Here is an 18,113-nt window from a genome sequence, read left to right as displayed (position 1 = left end):
CTCCTGTTACAGCGCCGGAGCCGGCATCTGGTCTGCCGGCACGTCCATGACGAAACCGAACCACTTCTGCTGTAGCGCCTTCATGGTGCCATCGTGATTGGCTTCGCTAATGCCGTCGCTGAAAAGCTTCACCAGTTGCGCGCTGTCATCGCCTTTACGTCCCACCCAGCCAAAATAGGTCGTCGGGCCGAGCATCGGCTTCAGAGTGGTAAAAATCCCCGGACGCGCCTTAATGAGCGGGCCGAGGTTAGCCAGTGACTGCGCCACGCCATCAAGACGCTTGTTGGCTAAATCGGCATAGGCTTCATCAAAAGAGACGTACTGTTTGATCTCTTTTATGCCGGGCTTGCCGCTGGCCCTGAGCTTTTGATCAAATGCCTGGAGAACCTGAAGCTGCCCGGAACCGGCCTGCGATCCCACGACCTTACCGCTGAGGTCGTCAAGGCTGTTGAGAGAGTCGTCGCCGTCGCGTTTAAGCAGCGCCACGGTGGATTCGGCAATCGGCACGGTGAAGGCAAAATGCTCAACGCGCTGCTTGTTGACGGTGACGGCGGTGACCACGAAATCAAACTTCTGAGCATCAAGGCCAGGCAGAATGCCCTGAAACGGCAGATCAAGCTGCTTCACTTTCACGCCAGGCAGTTTTTTTTCAAGAATATGGTTCATCAAATCCACGTCATAGCCAATAATCTTGCCATTCTCTACTGACTCAAAGGGCGCGTAACGCGCCTCGGTGGCGATAGTGATGGTTTTGCTGGCTTTGATACGATCCAACTGATCGGCACTGTGCGCCGCCGTTGAAAAAATGGTGGCTGCGCCGAGTAGCGCCCAGCCGAGAGAGAGTGCCTGCTTGTGTCGTGTCATGTTCGTCGCCCCGGTGAAAGTGATTTGAAGGTAATTCAAGTAACTTGACAAATATGACAGAAGCATGAAACGTGCCATGCCGGCTGCGCGGCACATCGGTTCAGATTTTTTGTGATTAAGTTCTTGAATTAATGTCGATTATTTTTCATCAGGCCGAAAGAGAGGCACAGAAGGCGATGCGCGGAGCAGGAACAGTGGCCGTAAAGAGTGCACCATCGCACTGTCGCTGTGCAGGAGTCACGTTGCCATGAGGCAGGTACCTGTGCAGGGCAGTTTCACGGCCGACTCTTCGCCTGTCAGAGATTTATCGTCCAGACTTAACCTGAAGGCATAGTCTGTGCGCACAGAGTGTTTTACACTGCGCGCTGGAAAAACTGAGCAGATAAACGAGTAAACAGGCGATAAAAGCAATGAACGGAACGATCACAACCTGGTTTCAGGATAAAGGTTTTGGATTTATCAAAGATGAAAACGGTGAAAACCGTTACTTTCATGTGATTAAGGTCGCCAATCCTGAACTGATAAAAAAAGATGCATCGGTGACTTTCGAACCCACTACCAATAACAAGGGTTTGTCCGCTTATGGTGTAAAAGTGCAGGCGGAAAGCAAATACATCTATATTGCTGGCGAGCGCCTTAAGCTCACCTCGATCAAATCTTACCTGGTTTACCGCGAAGAAGTGCCTGCCGTAACACGTATTGATAAAGAAAATGCGGTGCTGTCGGTTGGGGTGCTGATGAGCAGCATCAGGCCGAAAAAAGCCGATAAGCCAGACGAGGTGCGTTCGCTGAAAAAACTGGCGATTACCACCTTCCAGGGAACAACGTTGATCTTCTCGGAAGATGAGATAGACATTGATTCCACGGTAAAACTGCTTAAGGTCTGAAGTCATTCCGACCGTTTTGGTGCTGAAATCCTGCGCTATGCAACGGCCAGAATTCAGGCAGAGGCTATTTTGAAAGCCGTTTAGCATTCATTTTCCACAGACCACTAAAAGTATGAAGACCGTCCGGGGAGTCCGTCCCTGGTGGGCTCCATGCTTTTGGTTCGCCTGACTGGAATCGCCTTTGCCATTAACTGCCTGATGGGTAATTAAATTTATTCCTTGTCAGGTCCATCAGAATGCCCTCTCTATCCAACAGCGATGATCTGAAGCTGGTTCACTACTCAAATTAATGATTCGTACTGGCCGTTCCTGAGCCGTTCGTCATTACGGCGGTCATATCCAGCGGTGCACCATTAAAATCGGTGCTGAACAAGAAGATTTCATCTTGGCTGTCGTCCCGTAAATGGTCAATACGCGCCAGCGGGCTGTATGCCTCGTTCGGGGTCGTAAACATATATCTGGTATTGTCCGCTCTGCTGCTGTTCATGTAGCGACTGGTAGCCCTGCCACAGGAATTTTCCCTTTTTTTATAAAAGACAACTTCATCGTTTTAAATTTCATCACGAGATGTTATGGGTTATTTTAGTACAGGAAAATTGATTATAGGACGAACTGAGATAATCATCGAGTATATTAGTATAGATGGTTTCTATTACCTTCTTTTGTAGATTGATTTGACTAGCCAAACTTGTGGATTAGTAGGCTAGCCAGATGAAATCAGTCCAAGAAATCGTCATTTTCGAGGTAATAAATTACTGCATTTAGTAATTCATTTTTATCTGAATTAGGATGATGCTCCAATTTATTTTCAATGATTGCTTTAAATATCGGTGCTTCGAGAAAAGTGCCATAGTTCTCCTCACAATCAATTTCTTCGTCTTCATTTTCTACGATATAATATTTCCTTTTTTTTATATCTTCGATAGAGTTTAAATTAAACGACTCTTCAACATATAACCACCCAACGTCAGGCAAGCTACCGCATTTTTCAAGGAGTTCTTCAAAGCCATCGATTAAAATCATTTAGCACCTCATTTTCTACATGTGGTTCCACCGCCCCATTTATTTCGCCCGCCTGTGCCATCGGGGTGATAAATTTTGTGGTAGTTTTTGTGGTCTTTAAAATCAGCTAGTTGTAGTGATCCTGGATCATCGCCATGATGCCAAGTCATGTTTTTGGGTGATGCCCCTCTGAAATTACCATTTTTCATTGGTTGTACATGTTCGACGACGCCAGGATATTTTGTTTGTAACTCACGTTTAAAATCCAGATCAGTTTGGAGCCTTTCAAAAACTGATTTGTTAGCTCGGCTGAAATGCTCTTTATCCGTCATTGTATATTCATCAGGATTTAGGGTGTGCTCATGAAACACATGATATTTTCCTAAGTCACGTTCACCTTCGCCATTATACAACCCCAGAGGATCTATCCACGTTAACGGATTCGGCGCATAAGCATACAGATTCCATCCGCCCACAAGCCCAATCGGGTCCTGCACCGTAAAACGTCCAACCTGCGGATCGTAATACCTGAAAAGATTATAGTGCAGCCCGGTTTCACTGTCAGCGTACTGCCCGGCATAGCGAAGCGGCTGGTGAGTCAGGGCCGTTCGCTGCGTGAGTCTGTGAAAACCTTCCGTCTGCCGGGTAACCTCACCAAAACTCCCGTAGTGTCCGCTCCAGCGAAGCTGTCCCTGTTCATCAGTGATATCCAGCGGTGCACCGTTCAGATCGGTGCTGAACCAGAGAATCTCTCCGCGGCTGTCGTCGCGTAAATGGTCAACACGCGCCAGCGGGCTGTATGCCTCGTTCGGGTCGTAAATATAAGTTATGCACTGATGTTTATGTTGCTGCTCCTGCAACAGCCGGTAGCCCTGCCACAGGAAGCGGGTCTCGGTGGTGCCGCGCTGCGTGGTAACGGCTTTCCGTGTGCGACGACCCAGGGCGTCATAGTGATAGCGTACCGTAAAGTGGCCTTGCGGCCCGCTGCCTTCGGCCTGTATCAGCCGGTTTTCCGCATCGTACTGGTAGTGCTGTTCATACAGGCCGCTTCGGCGACTGACCAGGTTCCCCCACCCGTCGTATTTCATAAACAGGTTCTGCCAGTGCGTGAGGCGGTTATCCGTCAGCGGCAGGGCGGGCAGCTTATCATCCGGCAGCAGGTTGTCTGCTGCGTCGTAGCGGAACGTCCGGGTACTGTGACCCGGACGGGCTTCGTAGTGCCTGAGAAGACGACCTTCCTCATCATAGCCATAAATGGTGTTGCCACGCAGCGTGTCACTGACGTCTGACAGTTCTCCCCGCCCGGTGTAGTTGAAGGCGCGTTCGAAGATTGCCTGTTCCGGCAGGTCGGGTGCGAAGCTGCGTTGCCGGGTACGTCGGCCCGGACTGTCATACTGGCGGGTCTGTTCACGGGTTCCCTGAGTGCGGGACACCTCCCTGTGGAGGCGGTCGCGGATAAATTCAGAGATGATTTGCTGACCGAACCGGATGGCACTGACGTGGCCGGAACCGTAATGCAGCCAGCTTATGTGCTGCCCGCCGGGCAGGGTCAACGCGGTGAGGTTGTCCAGGGCGTCATAGTCGTAATGCAGCTCACCATTAATGCCCCGCTCACCGAGCAGTTTTCCTGCTGCATCAAAGCAAAACTGAATCTCATCCGGTTCCATTCCAGGCGCCATGCCATCGGTGGTTGGTGTGCGCGTCAGGCCGGTAAGTTGCCCGCTGTTGTTACGCCGCAAATGGTATTGAGCATCGCAGGTTGTTCGGGTGGTCAGCAGGCCGCTGCTGTCATAGCTGAACGTCTGCATACGCCGGGGAATGCCGCCGTCATTATCCGGTCTGCCGCTTTCCAGCAGGGTGGTGAGCAGTCCCCGTTCGTTCCATTCCATTTGCCGGATTGTGTCGTCCGGGCGGACTTCGCTCAGTGGACGGCCTGTCGGGTCATACGTAAACCGGTACTCGCCACCGTTGCCGTTTTCCAGACGCAGCAAATTGCCTCTCGGGTCATAGTGCCAGCGGCGGATGATACCATTGCGGTCAGTCTGACTGAGCGGCTGCCCCAGGCGGTTATACGTCCAGAGCACTTCGCTTTCCAGCGGGTCACGCCAGGCAGTGAGTTGCCCGTGTTCGTTCCACCTCAGCGTTTCCCGATTGCCATCGGCACGAATAACGGCGGTAAGCTGGCCTGCATCGTTCCATTCGCGGCGTGTGATGTTGCCTTCTGCGTCCTCGCTGGTAATAAGCTGACCGAACCGGTCATACGCATAGCGGGTGATGCTACCAGAGCAGTCGGTACGCTGCGTCAACAGTCCCTGATGGTTCCATTCAAGTATCACGTCACCGCCACCGGCATCGGTGATGCGTTCCGGCAGCGTTTCTTCTTCATCAAAATAGTGGTACGTGGTTATGTGACTGAGTGCGTCGCTTTCCGACAGCAGGCGACCGTTTAAATCATACGTTGACTGTGTGGCTGTTGAATCCGGAAAAACCGTGCGGGCAATGCGGTCAGTGTTGCGAAACCAGTAATACTCTGTGGTGCGGCCTGCCGGGTCGGTTTCGGTCGTCAGGCGGCCATAACGATCCCACTGGCTGCGCCGCATGGCGCCGTCAGGCAGGATAACGTCGCATAACTCACCGTCGCGGTAAACGAAGCTGGTCTGGCGACCGTCATAATCTGTAAAGCGGGCGACATTGTCATCATCCTCAACCAGCCAGTTTGCCTGAGCACCGTCATCACGAACGGCACGCCGTATACCGTTATTAAAATCGTATTCAAAATCAAGCTGCTCACCCGCGCTGTTGCGGTATGCCACCACGCGCGGCAGGCCATCAATGTTCCGCCACAGGTATTCATTCAGAAGCCCGTTGCTGTCCTCATGGCTGCGCAGTAAATCCGTGCCGTGCCGGCCGTCATGCCAGCTGAAACGGCGGCGTACCTGACCACCACGTCCGGTGACGCTAATCAACCTGGCCTCATCATCGTAGCCGTAGCTGACCAGGCAGATTTCATCATCCAGCCAGGCTCCGCTAAGTCGGACATTTCCACTGAGAGTTGTGTAGCGGCATACCACACTTTTCCCCGCACTGTCGGCGAGTGAATGCAGCGTGTTGTCATCGTTCCACGCAAACACAATATCGTTACCACAGGGTTCGGTGAGTCGCTGCGGCAGGGAAGGGGAATTGTCCTGCAACGACTGATAATGCCAGCGCTCGCCGCGGATGTCATATACTGACCAGCTGTCGTCCTGATGATGTTCCAGCCAGCGCTTCTCCGGTTCACAGAAGGTTCGCTGTCCTTTTGGCACGAGAGGAAAGGACACATAATCGCCGGACGGTGCACGCCACACCAGCCCGTCCTGATATTTTTCCAGTCGGGTTTCCCAGAAAAGTGACCAGCCACGGCCCAGTACGCTGTCGCCGGGATTGCCACTGCGCCAGTAACGCTGCCAGACAACCGGCAGACGGGAGGGTAAGACAAAGTCCAGATCGTCGTCACCGGAGAGAAACTTCTGGCCGCTGATAATATCGACCGGGCGAGCGATGATGCCCACGGCAGCCGCACCCGTCATCAGCGCGCCAGCGCGGCAGGCGATACGGGCCAGCTTATTAATGCCGGGAATTTTACTGAACAGCTTCGCCAGCGCCCCGGCTTTCGCGGCTCCACCCGCGCCGCCGAGCAGTCCGGCAAAAAGCAGCGTCAGGTCAGACGCTTTATACAGTGATTCCGGGACTTCAGACTGTATCGGCAGTGTCTGTTCCGGCTCACCGCCAGTCATAACGTCTCCGGAACCGGTCATGACCTTTCCGCCACAGGTGGTCTGGTCACCGGTACGAACGGCAGGCAGGCCGTTGATGTAAACGCGTGAGGAGCCTTCGGCCAGCTGCTGTGAGCCGGCATCTCTGGCGCATTCCACCATGCTGTCGGTGGCAAGGGCGGCAGGTTTGCCATTAATGAACACGTTATGAGAGCCGGTGGCGATAACGCCTTCCTTCTCCATACTGGCGACCCCGGCATCCGCAATACCGTCGCGTGCCGCCGTTGCCAGTTCGCCAGTAAAATACCCCACCGCCAGGCTGGCCCCGACCAGCAGTACGCCAATACCCAGACATGACGCCCCGATACCGGCAATCATCAGTGCCCCGGCGGCGATACCCCCTGCTGCGGCAATCAGTCCACCGACAATCGTTCCGGCAATCATCCCTGCCAGTGCATGGGAATGACCGATATCATCACCCACGCATGCCGCCTCAAACATAACAACCTTCCTTAATTGTTAAGCGTTAAACTGAAAACTGGCGAGCAGGGTCTGAAAATGCTGGCTGTCCGTGTCCCTGATTTTTTCCGCACGGGTCATGGTGAACACCAGAATATGCTTATTCGCTGTATTAAAGACTGCCTGCTGCTGAAAGACCCGCTGGTTGTCACGAAGGTAGCTGGCATGAATACATTCACCGTGGATAAGATTCTCCCCCAGCACAGCGGCTTCACGCAGCGACAGTTTCCATCCTTTAAGATGCTTATCCATGAGCGCTGACTGGCGACTGATGTAGTCCGTCAGCGCCTCTCCATTATTGAGGGTATCGCGGGATATGTTAAAGGCGGGGGCGTTCTCGCCAGAAAGGGTAAAGACATTAACCGTGCGATCCTGATACTGGTCAGGAAGCGTTATCCGGCCTTCGCTGAACAGACAGATAGCGTGGCTTTGGGACATTGGGCAGATTCCTTTGCCTGAGAAAACGTAAGTTTGCCACAGGGTATGCCCACTGGCTATATTCGCAACGGGATTTTCATTAACTCAAAAGCCAGTATTCTGAGCCGTTGGGATGAACAGGGAGATACATACCAAAACCATCCGTTAGCTTGACGGATTTCCCGGAAGGTTTCGTATTTATTATTTTTATATCAGTGAGTGCCACAGGACAGCCCTCCGTCTGATGGTACAAACCGGATATGCCAGCATATATACCATTAAATGCGGATGGCTGGTGCCGTCTTTGAAGGACGTTGTCGAACATGTGGGGAGAGGAAAACTGCCTGACCAGAAAGCGGAAAGCAGACGTTATGAAAGGTCTGCTGACCTGAAGATGGCTCCTCTGACTGGACTCGAACCAGTGACATACGGATTAACAGTCCGCCGTTCTACCGACTGAACTACAGAGGAATCGTTTGAACGGGCGCATGGTATCGACGGATGAGAGAAATGTCAAAGGCCAGAGCGGTTTTATGGAATTAACTGCTGCTAAAATCGTCGCCAGTGTGATCATAACTCATCAGCACGCGCATTCTTCACTCAATATGTCCCTCGCAACGTCTTATTATTTTCCATTAGCGGTCGCAGTCACAGTCATCCATCACCTCCATCCGGCCGGGTTTGAAACCGGTTACATGCACAGCCCGCTTGCATTTGCTGCACTCCGGCAGTGCATTCTCACTCATCGTAGCGCTTCCTCACTCATGAGTAATTTTTATCGCCCCTCCGTTAGCAATCAGATTCTCTTATTTTACCGACGCTTAGTCATAAGCTGACATGCATGGCAGGAACACCCTGAGTATTTGGCACGGCACTTGCAGTTATTTCCTCATGCTCAGGCAAAGATAATTTTACGCGCCAGCAATGGCGGTATTCGGGGAATGTGACGGAGGCAATATGAACTTAAGACGACTGAAGTACTTTGTGAAAATCGTCGATATCGGCAGCCTGACCCGCGCAGCAGAAGTGCTGCATATCGCGCAGCCCGCGCTCAGTCAGCAGGTGGCGACGCTCGAAGGTGAGCTGGATCAACAGCTGCTTATCCGTACCAAACGCGGTGTGACACCTACCGAGGCGGGCAAAATTCTTTATACCCATGCCCGCACCATCCTTCGCCAGTGCGAGCAGGCGCAGGCGGCGGTGATTAACGCTGGTCAGGCGCTGAGCGGGCAGGTTTCCATCGGTCTTGCGCCAGGCGCCGCTGCGTCATCGCTGACCATGCCGCTGCTGCAAACCGTGCGGGAGCAGTTCCCGGAGGTGCTGGTCTATCTGCATGAAAACAGCGGCAGCCTGCTCAATGAGAAAGTGATGAACGGGCAGCTGGATATGGCGGTGCTTTACGATCGTGCGCCCACGGCGGGCATCACCAGTCAGCCCTTAATGAAAGAAGAGCTTTATCTGGTCGGCACTACGGACTTCCCCGGCGCCAGCGTCGAACTCACCGCCGTGGCGCAAATGAATCTGTTTCTGCCACGCGATTACAGCGCGGTGCGTAAACGCGTCGATGAGGCCTTCACGCTGCGTCGGCTGAGCGCGCGCATCATTGGCGAGATCGAATCCATCGCCACGCTCACCGCCGCCATTTCCAGTGGAATGGGCGTAACCGTACTGCCTGAATCGGCTGCGCGTGCGCTGAGTAACTCAACGGATGCATGGATGTCGCGCATTTGCAGTCCGTCGCTGAGTCTGCCACTTTCGCTGAACACCTCTTCGCGCCTGCCGCTCACGCCATCTGCGCAGGCGGTGAAGGATATTTTGCTGTCAATACTCAGCAAGCCGGTGTCAGAAGATCGCGAACTGATGCTGGTCGGCTGATAACAGAAAACACGCCCGGGTGCTTAGTACTCAAATGCATATAAAAAGTTTTTTTATTATTTGTTGCTATGGATACTCCTCCTTAACATGGTTTGCATATACCAAAACCGGTTAAGGAGAAGGGCGTGAATTTTCAGCAACTTAAAATAATTAAAGAAGCGGCGCGCTGCGAATTTAATCTTACCGAGGTCGCCAACGCGCTGTTTACGTCGCAGTCGGGAGTCAGTCGCCATATTCGCGATCTGGAAGATGAACTGGGCGTGGAAATTTTTATTCGTCGTGGCAAGCGCCTGCTTGGCATGACCGAGCCCGGCAAGGCGCTGCTGACCATCGCCGAGCGCATCCTCGATGAAGCAGGCAAGGTACGCAGGCTGGCGGACGTCTTTACCAATGAATCCAGCGGTGTGCTGACCATCGCCACCACCCATACCCAGGCGCGTTACAGCCTTCCGCGCGTAATTAAAGCCTTTCGCGTGCTCTATCCCGACGTGCGCCTTGAACTCAATCAGGGAACGCCGCAGGAGATCGTCGCCATGCTGGTGGCGGGTGAAGCCGATATTGGTATCGCCAGTGAACAGGTTATTAACAATCCTTCAGTAGCGGCCTTCCCCTGGTTTAGCTGGCATCACGCCTTGCTGGTGCCGAAAGGGCATGAGCTCGAACAACAGCAGCCGGTCTCGCTGGAGGCGTTGAGCCGCCATCCGCTGATCACCTATCGTCAGGGCATCACCGGCCGTTCGCGCGTTGACCGCGCCTTCCATGCTGCCAGCCTCAAACCGGATATCGTGTTGAGCGCGCAGGACTCCGACGTGGTGAAAACCTACGTCGAGCTCGGGCTGGGGGTGGGCGTGCTGGCCGATCAGGCATGCCAGCTTGACGAGCAGTCCGGACTGACGCGTCTGGATGCAAAGCATCTGTTTGAGTCAAATACCGTCTGGCTCGGCCTGAAACGCGGTCAGCTACAGCGCAACTATGTGTGGCAGTTCCTTGAACTCTGCAACGCCAATCTCTCGCTGGAAGAGATCAAGCGGCAGGCGCTTGCGGTTGATGAAGAAGAACCCGTTATCGATTTTCAAATCTGAGCCGTTTATGCTGCATATTTCAGCAGCATAAAGGACGCAGACCATGAACATCAATACCATGCAGGAAAAGCATCTTGCCGCGGCGTTTCAGCTGACTCAGCAGGTGGGCTGGCCACATCGCCTTGAGGACTGGCAGCAGATGCTGAAGCTGGGAAAGGGCGTGGTAGCTGAAAGCGAAGGGCATCTGTTGGGCACCACGATGTTCTGGCCGTGGGGCGAGCGCTACGCGTCAATCGGGCTGGTGATCGTCAGCGCGCACATGCAGGGCAAAGGCCTGGGTAGCCAGCTCATGCGCGCGGCGCTGGCAAGGCTGCCGGAGGTAAACGTCCGCCTCCACGCTACCGCAGAGGGAAAAGCCCTTTACCTGAAGTATGGATTCATGCCTGACGGGCGCGTTGAGCAGTATCAGGGCGTGCTTACGCATCCTTTATCGCCATCGTTCGCCTCCCCGGGACAAACCCTGCGTCGGGCAGGGCCGCAGGATCACACCGCCTTAACGAAGCTTGATTGTCAGGCGCACGGACAATATCGACCAGAACTGATCCGCTGGCTGCTTGACAGCCAGATAAACGTGCTGGAAGAGCAGGGTAAAATAAGCGGTTTTGCCGCGCTGCGCCATTTTGGCCGTGGCTGTTATATCGGCCCGGTTATTTGTGGCGATCTTGCCGCGGCAAAACGGCTTATCGCTTCGCTTGTCGCTGAACGTTGCGGCGAGTTTGTGCGCGTGGATGCCTGCGCCGGCACCGGCCTTGCCGACTGGCTCACCAGCTCTGGCCTGACGCAGAAGGACGAAACGCTGGCCATGATCCGCGGCGAGCCCTGGACGCCAGACGGTGTGCGGCCGTTCGCGCTGGTCAGCCAGGCAATGGGCTGACGCGCCGCGCTTTTCCTGCTTACCCTCAATCCTCAACTATTATTAACAGCCCATACATAAAAAAGGTGAGGCTGATAATGAGCACCAAAACCAGTGATTTTTTCGTCGAGCGCCTTAAAGCCTGGGGCGTGACGCGCATTTACGGTTATCCGGGCGATGGAATAAACGGTGTGCTGGGCGCGATCCAGCGTGCCAACAAACGCGGCGAAGGCATTGAATTTATCCAGGTTCGGCATGAAGAGATGGCGGCCTTCATGGCGGTGGGCCACGCAAAGTTCACCGGTGAAATGGGGGTTTGCCTTTCAACCGGTGGGCCGGGCGCGACGCATCTGCTGACCGGCCTGTACGATGCAAAAATGGATCACGCGCCGGTACTGGCGATAGCCGGACAGGCGGAAACCACCGCACGCGGAGCCAGCTATCAGCAGGAGATGAATCTTGACCGCGTCTTTGCCGACGTGGCGAACTTTGTGCAGGAAACCGCCACGCCCGCGCAGCTGCGCCATCTGGTCGATCGCGGCGTGCGCCTGGCAAAAGCGCAAAATGGCGTGGCGGTGTTGATCATCCCTAAAGACGTGCAGGATGAACCCTGGGAAGCGCCGGCGCATGCGCATGGCTTTACCCATTCCGGCGTGGGCTATCAGCGGCCAAAAGTCGTCCCTTACGCGGAAGATCTGCAAAAAGCGGCGGAAATCCTCAATGCCGGGAAGAAAGTGGCCATCCTGATTGGCTCCGGCGCGCGCGATGCGGCGGTGGAAGTGGTTCAGGCGGCCAATCTGCTTGGCGCAGGCGTTGCCAAAGCGCTGCTGGGTAAGGACGTATTGCCGGATGACGCGCCCTTTGTTACCGGTTCGATCGGTCTGTTGGGTACGAAGCCGTCCGCTGAGATGATGAAATCCTGCGACACGCTGCTGATGATCGGCTCCGGCTTCCCGTGGACAGAGTTTCTGCCGGAAGAGGGCCAGGCGCGCGCGGTGCAGATTGATATCGATCCGGCCATGCTGGGCCTGCGCTACCCAACGGAGATCAATCTGCACGGCGACGCGGCCGAAACGCTGCGCGCGCTGCTGCCGCTGCTCAGGCATAAAGACGATCGCCACTGGCAGGAGGATATTGCGCGCCAGGTGCAGTCATGGTGGGAACTGATGGAAGATCGGGCGAAGGCGCCGGCCAGCCCGGTAAACCCGCAGCGCGTGGTGTGGGAAATGTCGCCGTTGCTGCCGGATAACGCTATCGTGACGTCGGATTCCGGTTCATGCGCCAACTGGTTTGCCCGCGACTACCGGGTCAAACAGGGGCAGCGGGCCACGCTTTCCGGCGGCCTGGCGTGCATGGGTGCGGCGGTGCCTTACGCCATTGCGGCAAAATTCGCCGAGCCTGAAAAACCCGTCGTGGCGCTGGTCGGTGACGGCGCCATGCAGATGAATAACATGGCGGAGCTGATCACCATTCAGAAATACTGGCAACAGTGGGCGACGCCGCAGCTTATTGTCTGCGTGTTTAATAACCAGGATCTCAACCAGGTCACCTGGGAGCAGCGCGTCATGGAGGGCAATCCGCGCTTTGAGGCGACACAGCAGCTTCCCAATGTTGCCTATGCGCAGTTTGCCGAGTCGCTGGGCCTGAAGGGCATCTATATTGACGATCCTGAAAAGCTGAGCGCCGCATGGGCAGAAGCGCTGGCGGCGGACCGTCCGGTGGTGCTGGAAGTGAAAACCGACCCGGAAGTCGCGCCGCTGCCGCCGCATATTACCTTCAAGCAGGCCAAAGCCTTTATGGCGTCGATGGCGAAGGGCGATCGCGGCGCCGGAAAGGTGCTTGCCGATACCGCCAGCCAGATTATTAACGGCGTGCTGCCCGGCAAGTCGTAGTTTATTCGATCTTCCCCGCCGCATTCGTGGCGGGTTCTCTGCTTAAGTACGCAGTAAATATGAGGAAAAAAAGATGACGACAGATAAAAAACCGGTCTGGTTTATTACCGGCTGCTCCACCGGCTTCGGCCGCGAGCTGGCAAAAGAGGTACTGAAAAAAGGCTATCGTCTGGTGGCGACCGCCCGTGACAAAGCAAAAATCGCCGATATTGTTGCGGGATCAGACGAGCGCGCTCTGGCGTTAACGCTGGATGTGACGCGCAGCGAGCAGATTGATGAGGCGGTCAGGGCGGCGCAGGAAAAATTCGGCACCATTGATGTGCTGGTCAATAATGCAGGCTATGGCTATCAGTCCTCGGTGGAAGAGGGCGACGAGGCGGAGATTCGTGCGCAGTTCGATGCCAACGTCTTTGGCCTGTTTGCGATGACCCGCGCGGTGCTGCCGGTGATGCGCCAGGCGAAAAGCGGTCACATTATCAATATCACCTCCGTAGCGGGTCTGATCGGTTTTCCCTCTTCCGGCTACTACTCAGCCAGTAAACATGCCGTTGAAGGGTGGTCTGACTCGTTGCTGGCGGAAGTGTCGCCGCTGGGCATTAATGTCACCTGCGTGGAGCCGGGGCCGTTTCGAACCGACTGGGCGGGCCGTTCACTGCGACAGACCGCCAGCCACATCGATGACTATGCAGAAACCGCCGCTGCCCGCATGAAAACCACCTCTGGCTACAGCGGCACTCAGCCCGGCGATCCGGTGCGGGCGGCGCAGGCGATGATTGCCCTCACCGAAAGCGCAAATCCACCGCGTCATCTGGTAATGGGCGCCTTCGGTTTTGACGCGGTGAGCAAAAAACTCAAAGAGCGTCTTGAGCAGGTTGAAGCCTGGAAAGAAACCACGCTTGGTACGGATTTTCCGCAGTAACCTCGCAGGCCCTTCTCACGGAAAGGAGGGCCATATTGCGCTGGCTCACTTTTTGTTTAAAATCTGCGCAGCTCTGTCCGGTTACGCCTACACTGAAACAGGAAAGTGCACCAGGCCCTGCCTGAACCCAATAATAACAAGCGACTTTCCTTTTCCTTAGCCCCTCCGTTATCGCGCCGCGATAGCGCCAGATGCTAATTCCCTCTCACTGCATTCCTTGCAGAGTCAGTTCCTCTTTCGGGCGGCGCGATTTTTTCGCGTCCGTTCAGGCGTGCCTCGTGTTTCACAGACGGAGACGGTGTATGGCGGAGTTTGCTTCATTCTGGCAGGCGGGTTTTGAAGGGGCCGATCACGTGACGCGACAGGGCGCGCCGCTCGCGATGATCACGGCTAACGGCCATTTACAGAAGGTTGTGGAGGACTACCGGGCGCTGCGTGCGCAGGGAATGGCAACAGTGCGTGAAAGCGTCGGCTGGCGGCTTTGCGATTTTCCCGAGGGCTATGACTTCAGCAGCGTTAAGGTCCGCATGCTGGCGGCACAGGAGACTGGCGTACAGGTATGCTGGACGGTTATGCACTACGGCTGGCCGGAAGAAACCGATATTTTTGACCGACGCTTTGTCCACCGTTTTGCCATGTTTTGCGGCGCGCTGGCACGCTTTCTGGCGCCTTTCTATGACCAGCAGCCCCCCATTTATTCGCCGGTAAATGAGATCTCATTCACCAGTTGGGCGCTGGGGGAAGGCTATTTCCCCTCTTCCTGTGCACCCGCCGACGGCGCGGGGGAACGCTGCAAGCGCCAGCTGGTCAGCGCACTGTTAGCGGGCTGCGACGCCATCTGGCAGGCCGATCCCCGCGCGCGTTTTCTGCACTGCGATCCGATAATCCATCTTGTTGCGCCACCTGAGATGGCTGTCGATCGCGCGCAGGTGAACGCCGCGTGCGAGGCGCAGTATCAGGCGTGGGACATGATCGCCGGCAGGCTGGCCCCGGAGTTGGGCGGCGCGCCGCGTTATCTCGATCTGATCGGCGCAAATTATTATCACGACAATCAGTGGGAATTCCTCTCCAACCAGCGGCTCGGCTGGCACCTTGGCGACCCACGACGCATCCCGCTGCACCAGATGCTGCAAAAATTACATCAGCGCTACGGTCGGCCCGTGCTGCTGGCGGAGACCAGCCACGTGGGCAGCGGCAGAGGCGCATGGATAAAGCACATTGCTGATGAAGTCGCGCAGGCATTGCTTGATGGTGTCAGCCTGACGGGCATTTGTCTCTATCCGGTGGTTGATCGGCCCGACTGGGATCACGGCACCTGGCATCACAGCGGATTATGGGATGTCGCCGCCACCCACCATGACCCTTTTACCCGCACGCTCAATCACCCGTTCGCCAGGGCGCTTGAGGCCGCGCAGGCATCGCTTCGCCTTTTCAATGTGAAGCTCAACATAAGAGAGAAAACACCTATGAATATGCCTGAAATGATCGTTTTCAGCCACTTGCGCTGGGATTTTGTGTTTCAACGTCCGCAGCATTTGCTGACGCGGCTCGCCGGGTATTACCGCATTGTGTTTGTCGAGGAGCCGGTTTTTCGCGCCGGCGAAGCCGGGTTTGACTATAGCTGGCCGGCAGCCAATATCACCGTTGCGCGGCCGCATACCAGCGTGCAGCAGCCGGGGTTTCATGACGATCAGCTCGCAGAGCTTAAGCCGCTGATGGGCGAGCTGTGCTCGCCAGAGGCGAAACCCGTGGTGTGGTTTTATACGCCGATGGCGCTGCCGCTGTTAACGCAGTTCACGCCGTCGCGGGTGATTTACGACTGTATGGATGAACTTTCCGCTTTCCAGCAGGCCCCGCGCCAGCTCTTACAGCGTGAGTCCGCGCTGTTGAAACGCGTCGATTTGGTCTTTACCGGCGGCCCAAGCCTCTACGCCTCGAAAAAAACGCGGCATCCGGCCGTGCACTGTTTCAGCAGCAGCGTGGACGCCATCCATTTCGAGCAGGCGCTGGATCGCAGCAACGGTCATCCGTTGCAGAATGCTATACCGCATCCGCGTCTTGGCTATTACGGCGTGATCGACGAGCGGCTGGACCTCGAAATGATTGCTGCGCTGGCTGACGCGCACAATGACTGGCAGCTCATTTTTGTCGGACCGGTGGTGAAGATCGATCCCGCCACGCTGCCGGTGCGGGGTAATATTCATTATTTCGGTCAGCAGCCTTATCAGGCGCTGCCGCAGTTTCTGGCGGGGTGGGACGTCTGCCTGATGCCGTTTGCGCTGAATGACGCCACGCGTTTTATCAGTCCGACTAAAGTGCTGGAGTACATGGCAGCGGAACTGCCCGTTGTCAGCACGGCGATTGCCGACGTGGTGGCAGGCTACGACGACGTGGTGTTCATTGCCCGCGACAAACAGGCGTTTATCACTGATTGCGCGCGGGCGCTGTCGCTGTCGGACGCAGAGCGTCTGCGCACCGGGGAACGCATGCGGGCAATCGTCAGCGCAACCTCGTGGGACAGCACCGTGCAAAAGATGAAGGCGCTGATCGATAACCCTTTCATGCCGACTGTATGCATTGAGGACGTGGGCCAGCCGCTGGCCGAACCCGACATCATGCCGCGTAATCCGGCGGCGTTGAAGGCAAAATACCTGATCCTCGGCGCAGGGCCGACCGGCCTGAGCGCCGCCGAGTGTCTGGGAAAAGACGCAGTGCTGCTGGAGAGGAACAGCAGCGTGGGCGGCTGGTGCCGTTCGGAACAACATGACGGATTTACCTTTGACTACGCCGGACACATTATGTTTTCCGCCGATCCCTGGGTGCTGGAGATGTATCAGCGCCTGCTTGGCGACAATCTCCACTGGCAAAACCGTGAAGCCTGGGTCTGGTCACACCAAACCTACACCCGCTATCCTTTTCAGGGCGCGCTGTTTGGGCTGCCCGCCGGGGTGATCACCGAGTGCGTAATGGGCGCAATAGAAGCACGTTACGAAACCGATGAGTATGAACCGGGCATAATTAAGGTGGAAGATTGCTGCGCTGATGGCGGCACGCCTGCCACCGACGACTGTACGCTCACCCGGCGCGATAAAGAGGCGAAAAACTTTGAGCAGTTTATCTATCGCACCTGGGGAAGCGGAATAGCGAAGCACTTCGCCGTGCCCTACAACAAAAAAATATGGAAGGTGCCGTTGGCTGAGATGGAGACGTCATGGCTGGGCGGACGCGTTCCGCTGCCCGATCTCCGGCAGATTATTTCAGGGGCGCTGGCGCCTGTGTCTCAACCCGTCGGTCCGAACGCCCGTTTTGGTTACCCGTTAAAAGGTGGTTTTGAGGCGCTGATGTCCGGTTTCCTGCCGTTGCTCAAGGGCACGCTTGAAACAGAAGCGGAGATCGTTCGCGTGCTACCGAGCCAGCATCTTGTTGCGCTTGCAGACGGGCGTCACTATCAATACGAGCAGCTTATCAGCACGTTACCGCTGCCCGCGCTGATAAAGATGATTGGCGATCAGGCCCCTGAGGAGATCAGAAACGCCGCCGGTCAGCTGCGCCATACCTCGATTCGCTGTGTGAATTTAGGCATTAACCGCGCGAATCTGACTGATAAACACTGGGTGTACTATCCGGAAAACACGCTGTTTCATCGCATCTTTATGCAGGGGAATGCCAGCCCGCACTGCAATCCCCCCGGTGGTTTTGGCCTGACCTGTGAGATCAGCTATTCGCAGGCGTCGCCGCTGCCGCTGGAAGGGGATGCGCTGAATGAACGCTGCATCCGCGAGTGTATTGAGGTGGGGCTGTTTACCGATGAAGATGAGGTGCTTACCGCCACGCAAATCGATATCCCGTGTGCCTATGTTATTTATGACCATGCCCGGGAGAGAAACGTGACGCTTATTCGTCACTGGCTGAGTCACTTTGGCATCACGCTGGCCGGACGCTACAGCGAGTGGGAATATTATAATTCCGACCATGCGTTTCTGGCGGGCAGGAAGGCGGCGGAGAAATTACTGGCGGTTGGGCTGGAGAGCAGCGTCGTATCTTAGCC

11 protein-coding genes, 1 tRNA gene and 1 pseudogene are annotated in these 18,113 nt (G+C 55.7%); 7 read left to right on the top strand and 6 right to left on the bottom strand.

Annotated features, from left to right (window positions below; all coding sequences use genetic code 11):
* Positions 1-6 precede the first annotated feature (6 nt).
* Positions 7-864 (bottom strand): transporter substrate-binding domain-containing protein, encoded by an 858-nt coding sequence (locus tag FA91_RS11185; RefSeq protein ID WP_034915756.1) that lies wholly within the window; start codon positions 862-864, stop codon positions 7-9.
* 410 nt (positions 865-1,274) lie between these two features.
* Here FA91_RS11185 and FA91_RS11180 point away from each other — a divergent pair, with 410 nt between their 5' ends.
* A complete protein-coding gene (locus FA91_RS11180) occupies positions 1,275-1,751 on the top strand; it encodes a cold shock domain-containing protein (RefSeq protein WP_034915753.1) in 477 nt (158 codons plus the stop codon).
* A gap of 717 nt (positions 1,752-2,468) precedes the next feature.
* On the opposite strand, the gene FA91_RS11170 is transcribed toward FA91_RS11180, so the two are convergent.
* The 5 genes and pseudogenes from FA91_RS11170 to FA91_RS11155 form a co-directional block, all read right to left on the bottom strand.
* Positions 2,469-2,774: a hypothetical protein gene (locus tag FA91_RS11170; RefSeq protein ID WP_034915749.1), complete on the bottom strand. Its 306-nt coding sequence runs from the start codon at positions 2,772-2,774 to the stop codon at positions 2,469-2,471.
* 8 nt (positions 2,775-2,782) lie between these two features.
* The gene (locus FA91_RS11165; RefSeq protein WP_034915748.1) at positions 2,783-7,009 is read right to left on the bottom strand and encodes an RHS repeat-associated core domain-containing protein; all 4,227 of its coding nucleotides are present in this window, start codon (positions 7,007-7,009) and stop codon (positions 2,783-2,785) included.
* A gap of 18 nt (positions 7,010-7,027) precedes the next feature.
* A complete protein-coding gene (locus FA91_RS11160; protein ID WP_034915746.1) occupies positions 7,028-7,465 on the bottom strand; it encodes a DUF1795 domain-containing protein in 438 nt (145 codons plus the stop codon).
* An 85-nt stretch (positions 7,466-7,550) separates the two neighbouring features.
* Positions 7,551-7,670, bottom strand: a pseudogene (locus FA91_RS21380) (Arm DNA-binding domain-containing protein); the annotation flags it as partial.
* Between the two features lie 169 nt (positions 7,671-7,839).
* Positions 7,840-7,915: transfer RNA gene (locus FA91_RS11155), tRNA-Asn, on the bottom strand.
* A gap of 486 nt (positions 7,916-8,401) precedes the next feature.
* Between FA91_RS11155 and nac the strand changes: the two genes are divergently transcribed.
* From nac to FA91_RS11125, 6 genes are all read left to right on the top strand, one after another.
* Complete coding sequence (nac, locus tag FA91_RS11150; protein ID WP_034915743.1) at positions 8,402-9,319, top strand: nitrogen assimilation transcriptional regulator NAC; 918 nt, start codon at positions 8,402-8,404, stop codon at positions 9,317-9,319.
* A gap of 125 nt (positions 9,320-9,444) precedes the next feature.
* The gene (gene cbl, locus FA91_RS11145) at positions 9,445-10,401 is read left to right on the top strand and encodes an HTH-type transcriptional regulator Cbl (RefSeq protein ID WP_034915741.1); all 957 of its coding nucleotides are present in this window, start codon (positions 9,445-9,447) and stop codon (positions 10,399-10,401) included.
* Between the two features lie 43 nt (positions 10,402-10,444).
* Complete coding sequence (locus FA91_RS11140) at positions 10,445-11,275, top strand: GNAT family N-acetyltransferase (protein WP_072032303.1); 831 nt, start codon at positions 10,445-10,447, stop codon at positions 11,273-11,275.
* A gap of 77 nt (positions 11,276-11,352) precedes the next feature.
* Positions 11,353-13,146 carry a thiamine pyrophosphate-requiring protein gene (locus FA91_RS11135; RefSeq protein ID WP_034915738.1) on the top strand — a complete coding sequence of 598 codons (1,794 nt, stop codon included), beginning with the start codon at positions 11,353-11,355 and terminating at the stop codon, positions 13,144-13,146.
* Between the two features lie 73 nt (positions 13,147-13,219).
* A complete protein-coding gene (locus tag FA91_RS11130; protein ID WP_034915735.1) occupies positions 13,220-14,065 on the top strand; it encodes an oxidoreductase in 846 nt (281 codons plus the stop codon).
* A gap of 302 nt (positions 14,066-14,367) precedes the next feature.
* Positions 14,368-18,111, top strand: coding sequence for an NAD(P)-binding protein (locus FA91_RS11125; RefSeq protein ID WP_034915733.1), 3,744 nt, complete (start codon positions 14,368-14,370; stop codon positions 18,109-18,111).
* Positions 18,112-18,113 lie beyond the last annotated feature (2 nt).

The organism is Erwinia sp. 9145 (assembly GCF_000745075.1).
Taxonomy (GTDB): Bacteria; Pseudomonadota; Gammaproteobacteria; order Enterobacterales; family Enterobacteriaceae; genus Erwinia; species Erwinia oleae.
Note: the sequence above shows the minus strand (reverse complement) of the source record. Positions and strands in the feature narration are given on the sequence as shown.

Excerpts from the sequence above, each read along its gene's own strand:
- nac (WP_034915743.1), top strand. The coding sequence starts at position 8,402 with ATGAACTTAAGACGACTGAAGTACTTTGTGAAAATCGTCGATATCGGC.
- FA91_RS11135 (WP_034915738.1), top strand. The coding sequence starts at position 11,353 with ATGAGCACCAAAACCAGTGATTTTTTCGTCGAGCGCCTTAAAGCCTGG.
- FA91_RS11170 (WP_034915749.1), bottom strand. The coding sequence starts at position 2,774 with ATGATTTTAATCGATGGCTTTGAAGAACTCCTTGAAAAATGCGGTAGC.
- FA91_RS11160 (WP_034915746.1), bottom strand. The coding sequence starts at position 7,465 with ATGTCCCAAAGCCACGCTATCTGTCTGTTCAGCGAAGGCCGGATAACG.
- FA91_RS11185 (WP_034915756.1), bottom strand. The coding sequence starts at position 864 with ATGACACGACACAAGCAGGCACTCTCTCTCGGCTGGGCGCTACTCGGC.
- FA91_RS11180 (WP_034915753.1), top strand. The coding sequence starts at position 1,275 with ATGAACGGAACGATCACAACCTGGTTTCAGGATAAAGGTTTTGGATTT.
- FA91_RS11130 (WP_034915735.1), top strand. The coding sequence starts at position 13,220 with ATGACGACAGATAAAAAACCGGTCTGGTTTATTACCGGCTGCTCCACC.
- FA91_RS11125 (WP_034915733.1), top strand. The coding sequence starts at position 14,368 with ATGGCGGAGTTTGCTTCATTCTGGCAGGCGGGTTTTGAAGGGGCCGAT.
- FA91_RS11140 (WP_072032303.1), top strand. The coding sequence starts at position 10,445 with ATGAACATCAATACCATGCAGGAAAAGCATCTTGCCGCGGCGTTTCAG.
- FA91_RS11165 (WP_034915748.1), bottom strand. The coding sequence starts at position 7,009 with ATGTTTGAGGCGGCATGCGTGGGTGATGATATCGGTCATTCCCATGCA.